15 protein-coding genes are annotated in these 18,879 nt (G+C 39.1%); 11 read left to right on the top strand and 4 right to left on the bottom strand.

Annotated elements, in window-relative coordinates; translation table 11 throughout:
* Positions 1–63: 63 nt before the first annotated feature.
* Positions 64–2,964, bottom strand: a complete 2,901-nt coding sequence (locus CWD90_RS09000; protein WP_192878005.1) for an FAD-binding and (Fe-S)-binding domain-containing protein — start codon at positions 2,962–2,964, stop codon at positions 64–66.
* Between the two features lie 103 nt (positions 2,965–3,067).
* Between CWD90_RS09000 and CWD90_RS08995 the strand changes: the two genes are divergently transcribed.
* Both CWD90_RS08995 and CWD90_RS08990 read left to right on the top strand, forming a co-directional pair.
* Positions 3,068–3,577, top strand: coding sequence for a hypothetical protein (locus CWD90_RS08995; protein WP_103475621.1), 510 nt, complete (start codon positions 3,068–3,070; stop codon positions 3,575–3,577).
* Between the two features lie 110 nt (positions 3,578–3,687).
* Entirely contained in the window at positions 3,688–4,818 is a 1,131-nt protein-coding gene (locus CWD90_RS08990) for a TlpA disulfide reductase family protein (protein ID WP_103475620.1), read from the top strand.
* A 166-nt stretch (positions 4,819–4,984) separates the two neighbouring features.
* On the opposite strand, the gene CWD90_RS08985 is transcribed toward CWD90_RS08990, so the two are convergent.
* Positions 4,985–5,635: a rhomboid family intramembrane serine protease gene (locus CWD90_RS08985; protein ID WP_103475619.1), complete on the bottom strand. Its 651-nt coding sequence runs from the start codon at positions 5,633–5,635 to the stop codon at positions 4,985–4,987.
* 58 nt (positions 5,636–5,693) lie between these two features.
* Here CWD90_RS08985 and CWD90_RS08980 point away from each other — a divergent pair, with 58 nt between their 5' ends.
* The 5 genes from CWD90_RS08980 to CWD90_RS08960 all read left to right on the top strand — a co-directional run bounded on the left by CWD90_RS08980 (position 5,694) and on the right by CWD90_RS08960 (position 12,080).
* Positions 5,694–6,581, top strand: a complete 888-nt coding sequence (locus CWD90_RS08980) for a lysophospholipid acyltransferase family protein (protein ID WP_103475618.1) — start codon at positions 5,694–5,696, stop codon at positions 6,579–6,581.
* A 150-nt stretch (positions 6,582–6,731) separates the two neighbouring features.
* Positions 6,732–8,027: a T9SS type B sorting domain-containing protein gene (locus CWD90_RS08975; RefSeq protein WP_103475617.1), complete on the top strand. Its 1,296-nt coding sequence runs from the start codon at positions 6,732–6,734 to the stop codon at positions 8,025–8,027.
* A 25-nt stretch (positions 8,028–8,052) separates the two neighbouring features.
* Positions 8,053–8,982 carry a PorP/SprF family type IX secretion system membrane protein gene (locus tag CWD90_RS08970; RefSeq protein ID WP_103475616.1) on the top strand — a complete coding sequence of 310 codons (930 nt, stop codon included), beginning with the start codon at positions 8,053–8,055 and terminating at the stop codon, positions 8,980–8,982.
* Positions 8,983–8,992: 10 nt separating this feature from the next.
* Positions 8,993–10,915: an OmpA family protein gene (locus CWD90_RS08965; RefSeq protein WP_192878004.1), complete on the top strand. Its 1,923-nt coding sequence runs from the start codon at positions 8,993–8,995 to the stop codon at positions 10,913–10,915.
* A gap of 169 nt (positions 10,916–11,084) precedes the next feature.
* The gene (locus tag CWD90_RS08960; RefSeq protein ID WP_103475614.1) at positions 11,085–12,080 is read left to right on the top strand and encodes a sterol desaturase family protein; all 996 of its coding nucleotides are present in this window, start codon (positions 11,085–11,087) and stop codon (positions 12,078–12,080) included.
* Here the strand turns inward: CWD90_RS08960 and CWD90_RS08955 are convergent.
* Entirely contained in the window at positions 12,070–12,858 is a 789-nt protein-coding gene (locus CWD90_RS08955) for an endonuclease/exonuclease/phosphatase family protein (protein WP_239986494.1), read from the bottom strand. The two genes, CWD90_RS08960 and CWD90_RS08955, sit on opposite strands and share 11 nt — an antisense overlap.
* A gap of 58 nt (positions 12,859–12,916) precedes the next feature.
* Positions 12,917–14,305, bottom strand: a complete 1,389-nt coding sequence (gene glmM, locus CWD90_RS08950) for a phosphoglucosamine mutase (RefSeq protein ID WP_103475613.1) — start codon at positions 14,303–14,305, stop codon at positions 12,917–12,919.
* A 96-nt stretch (positions 14,306–14,401) separates the two neighbouring features.
* Here glmM and CWD90_RS08945 point away from each other — a divergent pair, with 96 nt between their 5' ends.
* The 4 genes from CWD90_RS08945 to CWD90_RS08930 all read left to right on the top strand — a co-directional run bounded on the left by CWD90_RS08945 (position 14,402) and on the right by CWD90_RS08930 (position 18,698).
* Positions 14,402–15,016 carry an acyl carrier protein phosphodiesterase gene (locus CWD90_RS08945; RefSeq protein WP_103475612.1) on the top strand — a complete coding sequence of 205 codons (615 nt, stop codon included), beginning with the start codon at positions 14,402–14,404 and terminating at the stop codon, positions 15,014–15,016.
* A 194-nt stretch (positions 15,017–15,210) separates the two neighbouring features.
* A complete protein-coding gene (locus tag CWD90_RS08940; protein ID WP_103475611.1) occupies positions 15,211–16,026 on the top strand; it encodes a DUF5602 domain-containing protein in 816 nt (271 codons plus the stop codon).
* Between the two features lie 210 nt (positions 16,027–16,236).
* Entirely contained in the window at positions 16,237–17,922 is a 1,686-nt protein-coding gene (ggt, locus tag CWD90_RS08935; protein ID WP_103475610.1) for a gamma-glutamyltransferase, read from the top strand.
* A gap of 71 nt (positions 17,923–17,993) precedes the next feature.
* Entirely contained in the window at positions 17,994–18,698 is a 705-nt protein-coding gene (locus CWD90_RS08930; RefSeq protein WP_103475609.1) for a hypothetical protein, read from the top strand.
* The last annotated feature ends 181 nt before the right edge of the window (positions 18,699–18,879 follow it).

Below are 18,879 nucleotides of genomic sequence, written 5' to 3'. Positions count from 1 at the left end.
CTGGGCTAAAATTCTTTGATTTACAGTGAAAAGCGAAAGCACATACACTAATCAGAACCCTTCTTAAGCAATAAGTGCTTCCTTTAAAATAGAAATAGGGTGCAGGGCCTTTCTTTGGGTGCCATCATAAATTTGATGCCTGCAACTAGTGCCATTAGCAGCAATGATAACGTCGTCGGCTGCCTTTCTTACCGCTGGAAACAACTTTAATTCACCTACCTGCATACTCACCTCATAATGTTCCTTTTCATAACCAAAGGACCCTGCCATTCCGCAACATCCAGAGCTAATGATAGAAACACTGTAATTTTCTGGAAGGTTCAATATATCAAAGGTTACCTTTTGGTTTGATATCGATTTTTGATGGCAATGCGTATGGATCTTAACCGTCTTGGTTTCCTTGGTAAAATGGTCAGCGGTCAAAACTCCGGACTGTATTTCCTTGGCCAAAAATTCTTCTATTAAAAATGAATTGGACCCAATGCCCTCGATCTTCTGCTTGTCGAACCCAAAGCGCTTATATTCATCTCTAAATGTTAGTATGGCAGAGGGTTCCAGACCTAAGATGGGAAGTCCCTTATCCGTTATTTCAGAAAGCTTTTCCAGATTCTTAATAGCCAATTTTTTAGCCTGTTTTAAAAATCCTTTTGAAATATAGGTACGTCCACTCTCGGCATAGAAAAGTTCCACTTCATAACCCAATCGAGTCAACACTTCAATGGCATCCTTCCCCATTTCAACATCCAAATAGTTGGTGAATTCATCTATGTATAATACTACTTTGGACTTAGTGGTGTTGGATTTACCCTTGGCCTTCAGAAGCTCTTTGTCAAAGTCTACGCTGTACACTTTAGGTAAACTTCTTTGATCTGCAACTCCGACCGACTTTTTAAGCAATCCTCCCAATATTTTGGAATCGTACACGGCATTCGTAATACTTGCCATTTTACTTCCCAATTTATTAAGCTTGGTATTATAGGCAAATAGCTTCGCTCTTAGCGGATAGCCGTTCTCTTCTTGGTACTGATACAGAAATTCTGCTTTTAAAGTGGCTACATCCACGTTACTCGGACATTCACTGGAGCAGGCCTTACAACTTAAACACAGATCAAATACTTCCTTTAGCTCCTTATTATCGAACTTATTCGTCTTTTCCGAGGAAGTTAAAAATTCCCTTAGAGCGTTGGCACGACCACGTGTCGTATCTTTTTCATTTCTTGTAGCGTGGTAACTGGGACACATGGCGCCCGATACCAAATGGGTTTTTCTACAATCCCCGCTCCCGTTACATTTTTCTGCCGCCTTTAAAATCCCTTCACTATCGGAAAAATCCATTAAAGTGGCTATCTCCGGTTCCTTTCTGTCAATTTCATAACGTAGGGATTCGTCCATAGGATAGGCATCCACAATTTTCCCTGGATTGAAAATATTGTATGGATCAAAATAACTTTTTATGCGCTTTAGTAGCTCATAGTTCTTCTCTCCTATCATTAAAGGAATAAATTCTGCCCTTACTATTCCATCGCCATGTTCCCCACTAAAAGATCCCTTATATTTTTTGGTGAGTTTGGCCACGTCCGTAGTGATGGATCTGAACAACGCCACATCCGTAGATTTCTTCAGGTTTAAAATAGGTCTTAAATGCAACTCTCCTGCTCCAGCATGGGCATAATAGACTGCATCTTGCTTATAATCCTTCATAATCCCGGAGAACTCGCCTATAAAATCCTTTAGATCCTCCAAGGCCACCGCGGTATCCTCTATACAAGCAACTGCTTTTCGGTCTCCAACAATATTCCCCAGAAGTCCCAATCCTGCCTTTCTCAGCTCAATAGCCTTATTGACATCCGCATGTTTTAAAATGGGACTGGCATAGCTTAATCCAGACATTTTAACGGTCTCCAATAAGCGTTCAATTTGCTGAACTAAATCCGCTTCGGTATCGGACTTAACTTCCAACATCAATAAGGCTGCAGGATCCCCTTCCACAAAATATCTATTCTCCAACTGTGTACGGTTATTTTTGGTGCAATCCAAAATCACCTTATCCATCATTTCACAGGTATGTAGACTATGGGTCATAACGGGCGCCACATCCAATAAACAATCTTCCAGAGATTTGTAATGGGTTACCACCATAGCTGAAAGTTTGGGAGGCATTTCTGTTAATTGAAGCACAATTTCCGTAGTAAATGCCAAGGTACCCTCACTCCCGCTCAACAATTTACATAGGTTTATCCCCTCCTCTACTTCTCCGAAAATATTATTCTGCAGCAATTCATCTACCGCATAGCCTGTATTGCGTCTGTGGATTTGGGGCTTGGGAAATTCCTTTACAATTTCCGCCTGTATCTCCTTATTACTTAACTCCTTATGAATGTTGTTGTAAATTGTACCTTCAAAACTATCCAACGACATCTTTCCCAGAAATTCGTTCATGGACAAAGTCCTGAATTCTACCTTATTGCCATCGGATAAAAATGTCTTTAGGGACACCACATGATCACGGGTGACACCGTATTGTATCGAAGTAGTGCCTGAGGAATTATTACCGACCATACCCCCGATCATACAACGGTTGGAGGTAGAAGTGTTGGGGCCAAAAAACAGGCCATATGGTTCCAAATAAAGGTTCAACTCGTCCCGGATTACACCTGGCTGAACGGTAACCTGCTTTTTATCAACATCAACAGATAGTATCTTGGTAAAGTTTTTGGAGACATCCACTACGATCCCATCACCAACACATTGTCCGGCAAGAGACGTTCCTGCCGTTCTCGGTATTAAACCAATTTTGTGCTCTCCGGCAAAAAGAATTAGTCTTTTAATATCCTCCTCCGTTTTTGGGTAGGCTACTGCCATTGGCATTTTTCTATATACGGAAGCATCGGTAGCATAAAGGGTGGTCATTAATTTGTCTACGAACAAATCGCCCTCTAAATCATCCTTTAATATATTTAGCATATTTTTATCCAACTCGAAACAATTTTGGGCACAAAATTAAGTTTTATTGTTTCAGATTAAGAATGAATTTTTAATTTTTACATTAATTAACTTTAGAACGCTTATGAAAATTTTAAAATTGTTTACCCTATTTATGTTTTGCTCCTGGTTCTCAATGAGTGCTCAGGAAATCTCCGATCACGCCATTGGGCTACGTTTGGGGGATAGTGACGGCTTTGGTGCCGAAATTTCCTATCAAAAATCCTTGGATCGCGATAACAGGTTGGAAGCCAACCTTGGATGGCGGGACAGCAGGTATTTTGATGCCTTTAAATTAACGGCTCTTTACCAATGGGTTAGGCCCTTGGATGGGAACTTTAATTGGTATTACGGTGTAGGTGGTGGACTTGGAAGTGTTGATTTTGCCTCCAGGCCCAATAATCAAAATGACTACTACACCCCTGATGGCGGCTTATTTGTTTTGGCTGCCGGAGATATTGGTATAGAATATAATTTTGATATTCCTTTATTGCTTTCACTTGATTTTAGACCAGAAATTGGAGTTGCAGGCTATAAAAATTTTTCGGATAATTTTGATTTTGATATCGCCTTGGGGATACGCTATCAGTTTTAACATAAACAGCTAATTACTATTTTATTAGGCCATGAATGTTCTTGAAACATTTATGGCTTTTTTTATTACCCATATATAAGTACATTTGCGGCAATCAAAAGAAAATAACAATGAAAAAAATAGTATTGTCCCTTGCAGTGATTGTAGGAGTATTGGCGTGTAACAGCAAACCTGAGGGTTACGTTTTGAACGGAACTTTAACAGGTGATGTTGAAAATGGCACTCAAATATTTATTAGAAAGATCAATGAAACCAATCAGCCCTATGATATTGATACCACCACGGTTGAAAATGGTAAGTTCACTGTAAGCGGTCCAGCGGATTCACCAGAATTAATCTATGTTTTTATTGATAAAATTCAAGGCTATACTCCAGTTGTTGCCGAAAAAGGTGAAATTGAACTTACCGCACAAAAAGACAGTTTAAATTTCGCAAAGGTGAAGGGAACCGTTCAGAACGACATCTTTTTTAAATACCTTAATGAATCCAGAACTTTATCCGATCAAGCCATGTCTATTCAAAAGGATATGCAAAATGCCAAAATGGGCGGCAATGAAGCTACAGTAAACTCCCTAAACGACGAGTTTACCGAACTGCAGGAAGAGTACAAAAATTTTGAATTGGAATTCATCAAAAACAATCCAAATGGTCTTATTTCCGCACTATTGATCGAAAAAGGACTTAATTCGAGAATGGTAGAGAGCGAAGAGGCCCAAAAAATGTACGATGGCCTAACTCCAGAAATAAAGGAAACCTTGCCAGCCAAGAGCATCTTAAAAAGCTTGGAAGCAGCTAAGGAAAGGGAAGAAAAAGGGAAGAGTACTTCTATAGGAGCTACAGCTCCAGATTTCTCAGGACCTACACCAGACGGAAAGGAATTGTCCCTAAAAGAAGCCATGGGAAAAGTAACGATAATCGATTTTTGGGCTGCATGGTGCAAACCATGTAGGGTTGAAAATCCTAATGTGGTAAACGTTTATAATAAATACCACTCCAAAGGCCTTAATATTATAGGTGTTTCTTTAGACCGTAAGGAAGAGGATTGGAAAAAAGCCATTGCTGATGACAAACTTACATGGAACCATATTTCCAGTTTGGATTATTTCAATGATGCCATAGCCAAGCTTTATAATGTGGAGGCTATTCCAGCTACCTTTATTCTAGATGAAAATGGGGTTATCATTGCCAAAAACTTAAGAGGTCCAGAGTTGGAATCAAAAATATCAGAACTTTTGAAGTAAAACAATACTTCATAATATAATAAAGGCCCGTAAGTTTTACGGGCCTTTATTATTTGGTCAAAAAATTTACCTTTATTACACTGCCCTTAGACCAGATTTCTATTTTGAACAACACATCTCCAAACTGTTCAATGGGTATCCACATTAAGATATTCTGGAAACCTAACTAAATCTTACCCATTTTACCTAGAATAAAAAGAAGCACAATGGGCAAGGCCAATAACAACACCACTAAGGTATCTGTATAAAGTAGCTCGGGCCTGAATAATAAGGTGACGACATATCCCCCTATTGCTCCTCCAAAGTGGGCAGTGTGACCAATATTTCCTAACCTTTTTTTCATTCCGTAGATGGAATAGAATAAATATAGAATTCCCAAAACATATGCAGGTAACGGAATTGGAATGAACATAATTCCCAAACGCATTCCGGGCTCCAATAGGATTGCAGAATACAATATACCAGTAACGGCACCACTAGCACCTACAGCAGTATAATAGGGTTCACTTTTATGAAAATATAATGCCAACAGGCTGCCGGCAACGAGACTTATAAAATAAAGAATAACAAATTTACCAGGACCAAACCAATCGATGACCACATCGGCAAAAAAGTAGAGGGTAAACATATTAAAAAAAAGATGGGAAAGGTCTACATGTAAAAATCCAGAGGTGAGCATCCTTTCCTTTTGCCCTGCCTGTATGGCACCAACACCAAACTTATAGCGGTCAAAAAATATATTATCGTTAAAACCTTTTAAGGAAACCAAGATGTTCACGGCCATAATGGCAATGGTAGCAATATGAATATTATTCATGAAGAAAACTATTAATTTTAGGCCCAAATATAGCTATATTTGCCCTAATTAAATATGCATGCAGTTTCTTGTCTATATACTAGTTTACCCCTTACTATGGCTCATTTCCATATTACCCTTTAGACTTTTTTACTTTTTTTCGGATTTTGTTTTTATTATTATTTATCATGTTGTGGGTTACCGCAAAAAAGTGGTGAAAGAAAATCTTACTCGTGCTTTCCCCCTTAAAACAAAAGAAGAAATACATAAAATACGGAAAGATTTCTACCACCATATGTGCGATATGTTCCTTGAAATGGTCAAGACCCTGAACCTGTCCAAAGAGGAACTGAAAGAGCGGTATAAGATTGTGAATATTGAGGTCCTCCAAGAAATAGTAAAAGACAAAAGCGTTCTCATTGTGTGCTCACATTATGCTAATTGGGAGTGGAATGTGAGCATTAATAATTATGTGAATGCCAAAGGATATGCCGTTTATCAAAAAATTGGGAATTCGTATTTTGACGATCTTATAAAAAAAATAAGGGCCAAGTGGAACACTACCTTAATAACCCAACAAGAAACGGTTAAAACCGTTTATAGGAATGTCCAAAATGAGATTATTTCTGCTTATGGTATGGTTAGTGATCAATCCCCACAAGTAAAAAGGGCTCAATATTGGAGCGAATTTATGGGGGTCAAGGTGCCTATTTTTAACGGACCAGAAAGTATGGCCAGAAAATTGGACCTGGCGGTAGTTTTCTTAAAAGTATCCAAAGTAAAAAGAGGATATTATAAGGCAGAATTCATTACTATTACCACCACAGCTAAACAAACCAACAAACATGAAATCACGGACCGATTCCTAAGGTTGACCGAACAGCAAATTTTGGAACAACCGGAATACTACCTTTGGACCCATAAGCGTTGGAAACACAGAAATAAAGTACCTAGCGAATTTCAATAAACCAATTTTAGAATTTTAATTATTCTATTATTATCCATTTAAAATTTACTTAAAATCCATAAAATTAGGATCTTACCATATCGGAATATACCGTGAAATCTAAATATTTTATAATATTTTGCGTTATAAACTAAAAATTACAACCTATAAATGAGATTTGATAGTAGAAATAATTTTTGGAGAGGTAATTTAGTTTTACTTTTTTGCCTTCTAAGTAGTATTACTGGGCAAGGTAGTTACTTCACAATTTCCAATACCATTTCTAATCTAAATAAGGGGAATCAACCTCCTCTTTTTGCCCCAAAAAATGCAATGGGCAACAAAGTGGAAGTATCACCTCCTACCACCAAAGATACCCATCAGGAATTTTGTAAGGCAGACCGGCCTACTTTAAAATCCATTCAAATTAATGAATCCAATATTATTTGGTACGATAAGGTTTCCAATGGCAAGCCAGTGGCTCCAAACAGCCTAATCATGGATAATGCAACCTACTATGCCACTCAATTGATAGGAAGCGAGGAAAGTTCCCAACGATTGGCCATATCCGTTACTTTAATAGCCCCTTCCACCCCAACAACTGACAATGAATTACAGGTTTTTTCTTCAACTGAAAACCCTACTATGGCAGATTTGGATGTGGAGGAAACATATATTGTATGGTATGATGACCCTCTGGCTGGCAATCTACTTGATTTTGATACGCCTTTGCAAAATGGAAAAAGTTATTATGCTGCCCAACTGACTTCAATCTGCGAAAGTGTTACTCGACTAATGGTCAAGGCAGAAATCAACGAGCCATCGGACATAAAGATGAGCACAACAGTCAACAATAAACACCCTATGATTGGGGAAAAAATAGTTTTGACTATCACCGTAGAAAATGATGGTTTTTCCGAATTTAACAATGTGGTCATCAGTGAACATCTGGATAGAGGCTTTAATTATGTAAATGCTCAAGTATCGAACGGTAGCTTCGATTCATCGAACAAAGTTTGGACGCTTACTTCACTGCCGGCAAAGGCCACAGCGGTATTGAATCTAGAAGTTGAGGCAACAGCATACGGAAATCATAACAGTATTTCAGCGCTCGAAAATTCTATACCTCGGGATAAAAATTCACAGAACAACAGCGTGGAAATTACCTTGGAACCCTCTTGCATAACTATTTACAATGAATTTACACCTAATGATGACGGGGATAATGACTATTTTAGAATAGATTGTATTGAGACTTTTCCAGAGTCGGACCTGCAAGTCTTCAACAGATATGGTGCGCTAGTTTATCAGAAAAAAGCGTATCAAAATGATTGGCGGGGGTTAGCCAATGTAAACGGTCTGGCCGGCAAAGGAGAGCCATTGCCAACAGGCACTTACTTCTATATCCTAAAAACCGATACTTTGAGCGAAAACAAAACTGGTTGGTTATTTTTAAGAAAAGAATAATGAGCAATACATTTTAAACCAATACATGAAGATCCCCCAAAAAATCAGCTTAAAGCTCCTTATACTGTTTCTCCTAATCAACCTAGGTGAAATTATGGCGCAACAACTGCCGCAATATACCCAGTATATGTATAATACTGCTACTATAAACCCGGCATACGTCAATGAAAACAACCGTATGGATGCCACTCTAAGCTATAGGGCCCAATGGATCGGAATCGATGGTGCCCCAGAGACTAAAGCACTTACCGTTTCTGGTATCATCAATAACAAAATTGGATTGGGCATTAATATCTTTAAAGATAATATTGGACCTTCTACCGAATTTAGTTCCAACGCCGTTTTCTCCTACTATCTAAACCTCAGCAAGAAAGTAAAAATGTCACTAGGTTTAAATGCAGGAATCGATTTTTTTGAGGTCGACTATTCCAAGGGTAGTTATTACGATCAAGATGATATTCTTTTCAGTTATGACAATTACTACAATGCACTACCTGCCGTAGGAGCCGGAATATATATTTTTAGCGACAACTGGTATGTCGGATTCTCAGTTCCCAACATGCTCATAAACCAATCCAATGTAGAAAGCGATAAAAACTTGATACACCGGGACAACCATGTGTATTTTATGGGTGGGTATGTTATAGACCTTTCTGCCTCATTAAAGCTAAAACCGTCTATTTTGGTCAAGACCATAGATAATGCACCTCCAACAATAGATGCCTCCCTTAATGTACTTTTCCTGCAAACATTTACATTGGGAGCATCACATAGACTTAAGGACAGTTACAGTGCCTTGGCAGGGTTTCAGATTTCTAAAAACTTTTTCATGGGCTATTCTTATGATTACAGTATATCCGATATTGGTAATTACAATCAGGGTTCGCACGAAATTATACTCAAATATTTAATGCCAAGATGGGGGCCAAATGCCCGCTCACCCAGATTTTTCTAAGCAAAGACCTATGAAAATTATATTTTCCATATTCACATTATTACTATATAATATCCTTTTGGGACAAAATTCCAGAACGGATGCCAATGAGCATTTTCAAAATTTAAACTTTAAAGCGGCAATACCGCTATACCAACAACTAGAATCGAAAAAGAAAAAATCAAAACCCCTATTTGTAGAACGGTTGGCAGAAAGTTATTTCAGTATAAATGATTATGAAAATGCCAAGATTTGGTTCGAAAAATTTTATACCATTAAGGAAAAAAGAGTAGATGAAGTAACCCTTATCAAATATGTGCAAAGCCTCAAAGCCTGCAAAGAATACGATGTTGCCAACAGTGTTTTAAAGGACTACTACAGCTACAATGAACAGAAATTAGCCACCATTTTGGAGCAGGAAAGATATTTGGATAGCCTTATGGCAGACACGCCCAAATTCAATATTTCCAATTCCGAAATTAACTCGCCCCTGTCCGACTTTGCCCCAATGTATTACAAAGACGCCATAGTGTTTTCCTCAAGTCGCGCTTCGGAGTTTTCCGAGGATGCCGATTATTCATGGAACCAACAACCTTATCTTTCCATTTTAATAGCCGATATGAACAAAACTACCGGAAAGCTTGGCGAGGCACAAAAATTCCATAAGAACATTCAATCATCTTTTCACGAAGGAACCCTAACCTATTCCTCCGATTATAAAACCGTTTATTTCACTCAAAATTATCTTAAGGGCAATAAGCTACAGCTTAACCCAAAAGGATTCTCCAATATGCAGATTTTACGGGGAGACGTAGAGGGGGATTCCATTGTTCGGGTAGTTTCCTTGAAATTCAACAATCCCAAATACTCTTTCGGGCATCCTTTTTTAACTAAGGATGGGAAGCGATTATACTTTGTCTCCAACATGTACGGAGGTTTTGGGGAGACGGATATTTATTATGTGGATATTGATGAAGATGGAGACTTGGGTCCTACCAAAAATCTTGGACCTACCATTAATACTCCGGGTAGGGAAATGTTTCCTTTTGCTACAGGCCAATTCCTCTATTTTGCATCGGACAGTCATTTTGGACTGGGAGGATTGGATATTTTTAAATCTAAAATTGAGCCGACCAATGACTTTGGGATTCCTAAAAACATGGGAATGCCCATAAATACCAATATGGACGATTTTGCCTTAATTATTAATGACTCGGTAAACACTGGCTACCTCTCTTCCAACAGGGCCAATGGCATAGGGGACGACGATATTTATTCCTTTAACGAATCGGCCGAAATGATGATTTATAAGGGCAATATTGTAGATGACATGACCCAGGCGCCCGTTCCGGGGGTTACTGTAAAAGTATACGACGATAACAAACAGCTGGTTACAGAAGTTAGCACCGATGAACAAGGTAATTTTGAAGTAGCGTTATCCTCTAGTACCAATCATATTTTTGCTTTTTTAAAGTTAGAATACAAACAAGAAATTAAGGCGGTGGACAATGCTGATTCACCAAACCTATTTAAAGACCTAAATAGCACTACCCTAATCCCATTTTCAAGTTTCGTGGTCACCGAAGGCGGAGTAGAAAAAGTTAAGGTGAATCCTATATTTTTTAATCTGAGCCGCTTTAATATCACATATAAAGCTGCGGCAGAGCTGGACAAGATAGTTAGCTTTATGAATGACTTCCCCAATGTTAAAATAAAGATAGAGGCCCATACCGATTCTAGGGCATCCGATGCGTTTAATTTGTCACTTTCCAATGATAGGGCCAAATCTACCCAAGACTATCTCGTTTATATGGGAATCGATTCTTCAAGAATTGAGAGTGCCATTGGCTATGGTGAGTCCCGTTTGATCAATAATTGTGCTAACGGAGTTCCCTGCAGCAATGAAGATCATTTGGCCAATAGACGTTGCGATTTTATAATTATTGGTAAATAAAGTAAAAATAATTGCTGCATTTTATAGTCTAGGAGATTCAATTTGTGTCACGGATACCCAACATAATTTAAACATACCTAGGCCTAAAATTGATGTTGGTCTAAAATTTCTTTATGTTTTAACTTTTATGATTATATTAAAGCCATAATTATAATAAGTCAACCCGCTTATGGATATTTTTAGCACCCTATATGATGAACTAATTGGATTTTTGGGAATACGACAGGCATTTGAGCTATTGCAATCTGGCGATTACAGTGTTTTTGCCACCTATGATGGTGTTGTTTCCCTAATATACCCACTTATTCCCTTATTATTAATCCTAGAATTTATTCTTGGACTGGTATACAAAAAGCCCAATACCAAAGTGTACAAGGTAAACTTCCTCATTTATATCTTTAATAGGTTTATTGGCCGATTTATAGCCATTGCCATGGTTACCTTTATAATTGGCTGGCTACAGCCCTACGCCCTATTCCAGACCAAAATGACCTGGTATTGGTTTATTTATGGTTACATTGTTTGGGAATTTGGGCATTTTTTATACCACTATTGGGGGCATAAAGTCCGACTTTTTTGGTGTTTACACTCAACCCACCACGCTCCGGAACAAATGAACCTTTCCGTAACCCATGCCCATTTTTTCCTAGAGGCCCCATATGCCGATGCCATCAGAACCACCGTCTGTATCCTATTAGGGGTAGAACCGGTGTTGCTCTTTTTAATCATGTTTATAGATGGTACCTATGGTGCCTTCATACACGTTGGCGAGAATATGATGAAAGATGGTAGAATGGGATTTTTGAACAAAATTATTTTAACCCCTTCCCACCATAGGGTGCATCATGCAAAGAATCCGTTATACATGGACACCAATTTCTGTAATCTTTTAAATATTTGGGACAAGGTATTTGGAACCTACCAGGATGAACAACACAATATTGATATCGAATATGGTATTACCCGCAAAATGAACAGCGGCAATTTTTTGGATGTCTATTTTGGAGAATTTGTAGCGCTGTTCAAGGATGTAGCCAAAGCGCCTGGTTTAAAAAACAAACTCCTTTACATTGTAATGCCTCCAGGTTGGAGCCATACAGGTGAACATCAAACTTCAAAGTTAGTACGAGGAGCCTATTTAAAAGAACAACTGGCTAAGGAGTAAATACCAAGGTAGCAATCACAATACAATGATCGCTAGCGTAATTTTCACAAAACACCTCATAATCCAATACCTTCCATTTGTTAGGTTGATTATACATGATATGATCAATGCAAATATTTGGACCGGTTGCAGGAAAAGTGCCTTTCCAGGCATTACTATGCTGGGGCTTCGTGAATTTTTCTGAAAGGATGGTTATTGGAGCACTATTGGGGACGGCGTTTAGATCGCCTACCAATAAAGTGGGATATTCCGTATCTTCTAGGCTTTTCACTATAGCATTGGCCTGCATTACTTTATCAGTCTCATCCTTTAAGTGATCTAAATGGGTGCCAACAAACTGAATGGTATTCCCGTTTTTGGTTTTAACACGGGTTACCAAAGCCGCCCTTGGTTCCGAGTTCGGTAAATGGGGCAAGGATAGATTTTCACTGGCAATAAAAGTAAATTTGGATAGCACTGCCTCTCCATACTCCCCTCCGTCATAATACATGGCACGGGCAAATAATGATGCCATTTTTGTCCGTATACCCAATTCAGTTGGCAAATCGTAATTTTTCGCCCTTTTGGTCTTAAAGTCAACCTCCTGCAAGGCCACCAAATCTGGTTGGTAATGATTGATAACTCCCGCAAGGGTATCCAAGTTAAAATCGTTCTTGGTCGTAGCCCCATGTAGAATATTAAAACTCATCACTCGCAGTGTATCGGCCTGTGCAAGGCTAAAAAAGGCAGTACTTGCGCATAAAACAAAAAGAAATAATTTCGAGCTCAACCAATTCATATTCCAAATAAAATTTAGGGCCGAAATTTAATATTCCGACCCATATTCAACTATTATCTTAAATTCCGGCTACCGTCTTTATCTCCCCTATAATACGATCGGCCAAACCATCCGCTTCGGCCTGACTTTTGGCTTCAGTGTAGATCCTAATAATTGGCTCCGTATTAGATTTACGTAAGTGAACCCAATTCTCAGGAAAATCTATTTTTACACCATCAATGGTAGATATTTCCTCATTTTTATATTTCTCCGCCATGGCCACAAGAATACCATCCACATCCAAGCCAGGAGTAAGTTCAATTTTCTTTTTGCTCATAAAATAACTTGGGTAACCGGCCCTTAGCTCGCTAACGGTACCTCCCCTTTCGGCCATCAACATTAAGAATAGGGCCGTTCCTACCAAGGAATCCCTACCATAATGACTTTCAGGATAAATAATACCTCCATTGCCCTCTCCTCCAATGATGGCCTTATTGGCCTTCATTTTTGTTACCACGTTTACTTCCCCCACAGCTGCTGCCTCATAAGTACCTCCATGTCTTTCAGAAATATCCCTTAAAGCTCTGGAAGACGATAAATTGGAAACGGTATTTCCTTTTGTTTTCCCCAATACATAATCGGCACAGGCCACCAAGGTATATTCTTCGCCGAACATTTCCCCTTCATTGGTGATAAATGCCAAACGATCCACGTCCGGGTCTACTACAATCCCAAAGTCTGCCTTTTCCTTAATTACCAATTCGCATATATCCCCCAAATGTTCCTTTAGTGGTTCTGGGTTATGGGGAAAATGCCCCGTTGGATTACAGTACAGCTCAACTACCTCAACCCCCAATTCCTTTAAGAGTTTTGGTATGGCGATACCGCCAGTAGAGTTTACGCCGTCTACCACAACTTTAAACTTGGCCGCTCTAATAACATCGGCATCCACCAAGGATAGGTCCAAAACCTCATCTATATGGATATCTATATAAGAATCATTCTTTGTAATGGTACCCAAAAAGTCTACTTCAGAGAAATTAAAAGCCTCTTTTTCCGCTATTTCCAATATCTTGGCACCTTGGGCAGCATCTAAGAACTCCCCTTTCTCATTTAGGAGTTTTAAGGCGTTCCATTGTTTCGGATTATGACTTGCGGTAAGAATAATACCGCCATCGGCCTTTTCCATAGGAACCGCGATTTCTACCGTGGGGGTGGTGGATAAGTCTAGATCAATTACATCTATTCCCAGTCCTACTAGGGTGGACACTACCAAATTCTGGATCATTTCTCCGGATATGCGCGCATCACGTCCAATGACCACGGTTAATTTTTCTTTTTTAGAGTATTCCTTTAACCAAACACCGTAGGCAGCGGCAAATTTAACCGCATCTATAGGCGTTAAATTGTCTCCAGGCTTGCCCCCAATGGTACCACGTATTCCCGAAATAGATTTTATTAATGTCATATTGTATTTATAAATTTTTACAAATATAAAAGGTTAGGTTTAAATCCTATGCTGCTAAGTTGTAAATTCGGGATTAATAAACTTCAACCGAGGTCAATGAATTATTTAGCGCACATATACCTCTCGTTCGGGGACAACGAACTCACCATTGGAAATTTCATAGCAGATAGTATTCGCGGTAATAAATACAAACACCTTCCAGAAAAAATACAAAAAGGAATTATGCTGCACCGTGCTATTGACACCTACACGGACAAGCACCCTACAGTGAGACAGAGCACCAAACGATTACATGAGAATTATAGTCACTATAGTGGGGTAATCGTAGATATTTTTTACGACCATTTTCTTGCGAAGAATTGGAATATGTATTCTGAAGTCCCCTTAAAAAAGTATGTAAATGATTTTTACCTTTTATTGGATGAAAATTACGAATTACTCCCCATGGGTGTTAAGCGCATGATGCCTCATATGATTGCGGATAATTGGATTTACAATTATTCTAAAATTTCTGGTATTTCTAGGGTTTTGCATGGCATAAACAGAAGAACCAAAAATAAATCCAAAATGAATTTTGCCATCTTGGATTTAGAGGAACATTATTCGCTTTTTGAAGAAGAATTCAGTATATTTTTTAATGACTTGATTACCTATGTTAAAAACATAGAAATTGAGAATTCCAACCCTTTCATTGAAAAGGGACACCAATAATTATTTTTTTTTATAAATTGGTTTTGAAATACAATTAATAAGTATCTTTAATATCCTTTCAAATTTTATAAAAAACTCCCCCTAGTTTTTACAAATTCCTTTTTAATTGTAATTCCCCCATAGTTACGTCCTCTTTACATTGTGCAAACAATGGTGTGTTTTTTTTCTACAACATTACACTTAAAACTTTAACTATGAGATTTAAACTTTTGAATTACCAAGGAGTGGGATTAATGCTACTCCTTCTGAGTCTGGGCTGTAGTAAGGAATCTACAGTCGAAGATGCCCTGGAACCTGTCAATGGTAAGGCTATATTAAAAGCCACAAAAACCAACACCTTCTACGGTCCCCAAATATCCTTGGGGAAAGGCCATGTACGGTCATGGATAAGGATTGCAAAAGATGGCACGCCAGAAGAATTGGGTGTGGAAATGTCCAAAAATTTACTACACCAACTGCCTGTTGGTGATGATCCTGTACAATTGGTACTCCCATTGCACAAAAAGGCAATGGAAGTGACCCCGTTCAATCACGTCCTTTTTGATTGGAATCCTCACGGCCATGAACCTCCAGGCGTATTTGATGTTCCTCATTTTGATGTTCATTTTTATTTGACTTCAGTGGCCGCCCGGGAGGCAATTCCAATCTACCCCGAAGCAATGGCCCAGTTTGATAACTATCCGCCACCAGGCTATTTACCTGATGATTATAAAGCTCCTGGTGGAACGGAAGTGCCTATGATGGGTACCCATTGGGTCCCAATTAGCTTTATACCGCCATTTTCCAATGTCTTACTTTACGGAACTTACGATGGGGAGCTAACCTTTATAGAACCTATGAATACAGTGGCATATATAGAAAGTGGGATTCCTTTCAGCGAAGCTTATTTGCAACCTACAAAATTCGCAAAAACCTCCAATTATCCAACAGTCTATAATGTTTATCAAAATTCAAAAGATCAAAAGCAAATTATCTCTTTAAGCGAATTCGTGCATCGAGAAGCCGAATAGACACTATAAAAAGGGTTGTCATAGTACAACCCTTTTTTTTTGCAACTTTTTCAATTATCTACATTTATTTTCTTATGAAATCAGCCCATGAAAAGAAGATTGGCTGCATACCCGTGACATGGCATGGGATGGAATGATATATAAAATGGTATGGGTGATTAGAAGATTCTATAGAAATGTTTATCTTTTGCGTATTGTAAAGATGTAAAAATGAAGAACTATTTCCTTTTGGCCCTTACCCTCCTACTCTTAGTCAACTGCAAAAAACAATCGGCCTTACCAACTGGACTCGTGACCGAAAAGGCCATGGTAGTATCTGCGCGTGTGGAAGCTTCCAAAATTGGATCGGACATCATCCAAAAAGGAGGTAACGTCTTCGATGCCATGATAGCCACGGAATTGGCGCTTGCCGTAGCATATCCCTATGCCGGAAATATTGGCGGTGGGGGATTTATGGTTTACCGAAAAGCGGATGGGGAAATAGGAGCGTTGGACTACCGCGAAAAGGCACCTATGGCGGCAAATAAGGATATGTATTTGGATTCCTTGGGAAATGTTATCCCAGACAAAAGTACTGTAGGGGCAACGGCCGTAGGGGTTCCTGGCACAGTTGCAGGGGTCATAGCAGTACACGAAAAATTTGGATCGCTACCCCTTAAGGAGATATTGGCCCCGGTAATACAGCTAGCCGAAAAGGGAGTTATAGTAACTCAAAAACAAGCCAAGCGATTGGCCGACTACAGAGAAATTTTTATTAAAGTGAATGGCGATTCTACCTTTTTTGCCACGGTATATAAAGAAGGTGATTATATAAAATACCCCGCATTGGCCAAAACCCTAGGAAAAATTTCAGAACAGGGCAAGGATGGATTTTATAAAGGTGAAGTTGCCGAAAAACTAGCGAGTTTTATCCAGGCTAAGGGAGGCTATGTCACTATTGAGGACCTTGAAAAGTATGAAGCCAAATGGAGGTCTCCCATTACCTTTAATTATAGGGACCTGAAAATTATATCCATGAGCCCTCCCAGCAGTGGCGGATTTACGATCAATCAAATTTTTAAAATGATGGAACCCTATGACGTTTCGTCCTTTGGACATAATTCCGTAAAATCCGTTCAATTATTTAGCGAAGCCGCGCGTAGGGCCTATGCAGATAGAAATTATTTTCTGGGAGATCCGGATTTTGTGGAAGTCCCTATAAACGAACTCTTATCCGATCAATATCTTAAAGAAAGAATGCAAAATTTCTCTTTTGATAAGGCCACCAAATCCGCGGACGTATCCCATGGAGCTGTTCAGATTGTAGAGAGTGATCAAACAACCCACTACTCTATCGTAGATTCCTTTGGAAATGCCATTGCGGCTACAACCACTATTAATGCCGGCTTTGGTTCCAAACTGTATTCGGATGAACTCGGCTTTTTCCTTAACAACGAAATGGACGATTTTAGTGCCAAACCTGGGGTTCCCAATATGTTCGGACTTGTTGGCGCAGAAGCCAATAGCATTGCGGCAGAAAAGAGGATGTTAAGCAGTATGACACCGACCATTGTTGAAAAAGACGGCAAACTATGGATGGTAGTTGGCTCCCCGGGAGGTTCCACTATAATTACAGCGGTGGCACAGACCATTCTCAATTGTTATGAATTTAATATGAGTATGCAAGAGGCTGTCAACGCTCCCCGTTTTCACCATCAATGGCTGCCCGATGCCATAATTTTTGAACCGGACGGATTCCCTACCAGTTTAATGACCGACTTAAAAAACAAAGGATACATCATCAATGAGGAAAACACCCCAGTTATTGGTAAGGTAGACGCCATTATGGTTCTGCCTAACGGAAAATTGGAAGGCGGCGCAGATAAACGAGGGGATGATACTGCAGTGGGATTTTAATATGAAGAATATTCTAAGATCGCTAATACCCTAAACCAGTAAATAAACTATCTCCACAAAAAAAACAATACGTGCTAAGAAAAATAGGCAAAATATTACTTGGAACATTAGTGCTATTGTTTATCCTGGCCGGTATCCTCTACGCTATCTATAATGAAGCGCAACCTGTGGGCATTAAAAGCGAAAAAGCCGATGACTTGGCCTTAAAAATGTTGGCTGCCCTCAATAACGACGCCTTTATACAAACCCGTTTCTTGGAATGGTCCTTTGCCAATGGAAAACACCATTACCATTGGGATAAGAAATCAGACACCGTAGTGGTAACTTGGAGCGACTATCGTGTGATGCTAGATTTAAAAGAATCCGAAAGAAGTTCGGTTTCAAAAAATACTATTAGCATTAGCGGTGCTGAAAAACAGAAGCTCGTTAATAAGGCCTCCTCCTACTTTAACAATGATTCCTTCTGGTTGGTAGCCCCATTTAAAATTTTTGATCCAGGTACGGAACGGAGTATTGTTCTTCTAGAAGACGATACCCAAGGACTTTTGGTCACTTATACCGCAGGTGGAAACACCCCGGGCGATTCCTATTTATGGAAACTGCAGCCCAATGGTTTCCCAATCAGTTTTAAGATGTGGGTGAGTATTATCCCCATAGGTGGCGTGGAAGCTAGTTGGGACGAATGGCAAGTAGCGGAAAGTGGTGCGTTTTTGCCCAGTCAGCACATCATTGGACCAATAACCTTAAATATGGGCGATGTAAGGGGGTATAAATGATACAGTAAACAATGAACAATTAGCAATAAACAATTTAAAGTTCAAAGTTTAATGTTCAATGTTCAAGGTCTTTACGGAGATTGAGCGTAGTCGAAATCGAAGTAATCAGTGAACAGTTTTCAGTGGGCAGTAGTCAGTGAACAGTTGCTGAAACAATTTACAGTGAACAATTAGCAATAAA

This window comes from Arenibacter catalasegens, from assembly GCF_002909235.1.
Lineage (GTDB): Bacteria > Bacteroidota > Bacteroidia > Flavobacteriales > Flavobacteriaceae > Arenibacter > Arenibacter catalasegens.
This window is presented reverse-complemented; position numbering and strand designations above follow the sequence as displayed.

What these genes read in the sequence shown, in the direction of transcription:
- CWD90_RS09000 (WP_192878005.1), bottom strand. Translation starts at nt 2,964, where the DNA reads ATGCTAAATATATTAAAGGATGATTTAGAGGGCGATTTGTTCGTAGAC.
- CWD90_RS08995 (WP_103475621.1), top strand. Translation starts at nt 3,068, where the DNA reads ATGAAAATTTTAAAATTGTTTACCCTATTTATGTTTTGCTCCTGGTTC.
- CWD90_RS08990 (WP_103475620.1), top strand. Translation starts at nt 3,688, where the DNA reads ATGAAAAAAATAGTATTGTCCCTTGCAGTGATTGTAGGAGTATTGGCG.
- CWD90_RS08985 (WP_103475619.1), bottom strand. Translation starts at nt 5,635, where the DNA reads ATGAATAATATTCATATTGCTACCATTGCCATTATGGCCGTGAACATC.
- CWD90_RS08980 (WP_103475618.1), top strand. Translation starts at nt 5,694, where the DNA reads ATGCAGTTTCTTGTCTATATACTAGTTTACCCCTTACTATGGCTCATT.
- CWD90_RS08975 (WP_103475617.1), top strand. Translation starts at nt 6,732, where the DNA reads ATGAGATTTGATAGTAGAAATAATTTTTGGAGAGGTAATTTAGTTTTA.
- CWD90_RS08970 (WP_103475616.1), top strand. Translation starts at nt 8,053, where the DNA reads ATGAAGATCCCCCAAAAAATCAGCTTAAAGCTCCTTATACTGTTTCTC.
- CWD90_RS08965 (WP_192878004.1), top strand. Translation starts at nt 8,993, where the DNA reads ATGAAAATTATATTTTCCATATTCACATTATTACTATATAATATCCTT.
- CWD90_RS08960 (WP_103475614.1), top strand. Translation starts at nt 11,085, where the DNA reads ATGGATATTTTTAGCACCCTATATGATGAACTAATTGGATTTTTGGGA.
- CWD90_RS08955 (WP_239986494.1), bottom strand. Translation starts at nt 12,858, where the DNA reads ATGAATTGGTTGAGCTCGAAATTATTTCTTTTTGTTTTATGCGCAAGT.
- glmM (WP_103475613.1), bottom strand. Translation starts at nt 14,305, where the DNA reads ATGACATTAATAAAATCTATTTCGGGAATACGTGGTACCATTGGGGGC.
- CWD90_RS08945 (WP_103475612.1), top strand. Translation starts at nt 14,402, where the DNA reads ATGAATTATTTAGCGCACATATACCTCTCGTTCGGGGACAACGAACTC.
- CWD90_RS08940 (WP_103475611.1), top strand. Translation starts at nt 15,211, where the DNA reads ATGAGATTTAAACTTTTGAATTACCAAGGAGTGGGATTAATGCTACTC.
- ggt (WP_103475610.1), top strand. Translation starts at nt 16,237, where the DNA reads ATGAAGAACTATTTCCTTTTGGCCCTTACCCTCCTACTCTTAGTCAAC.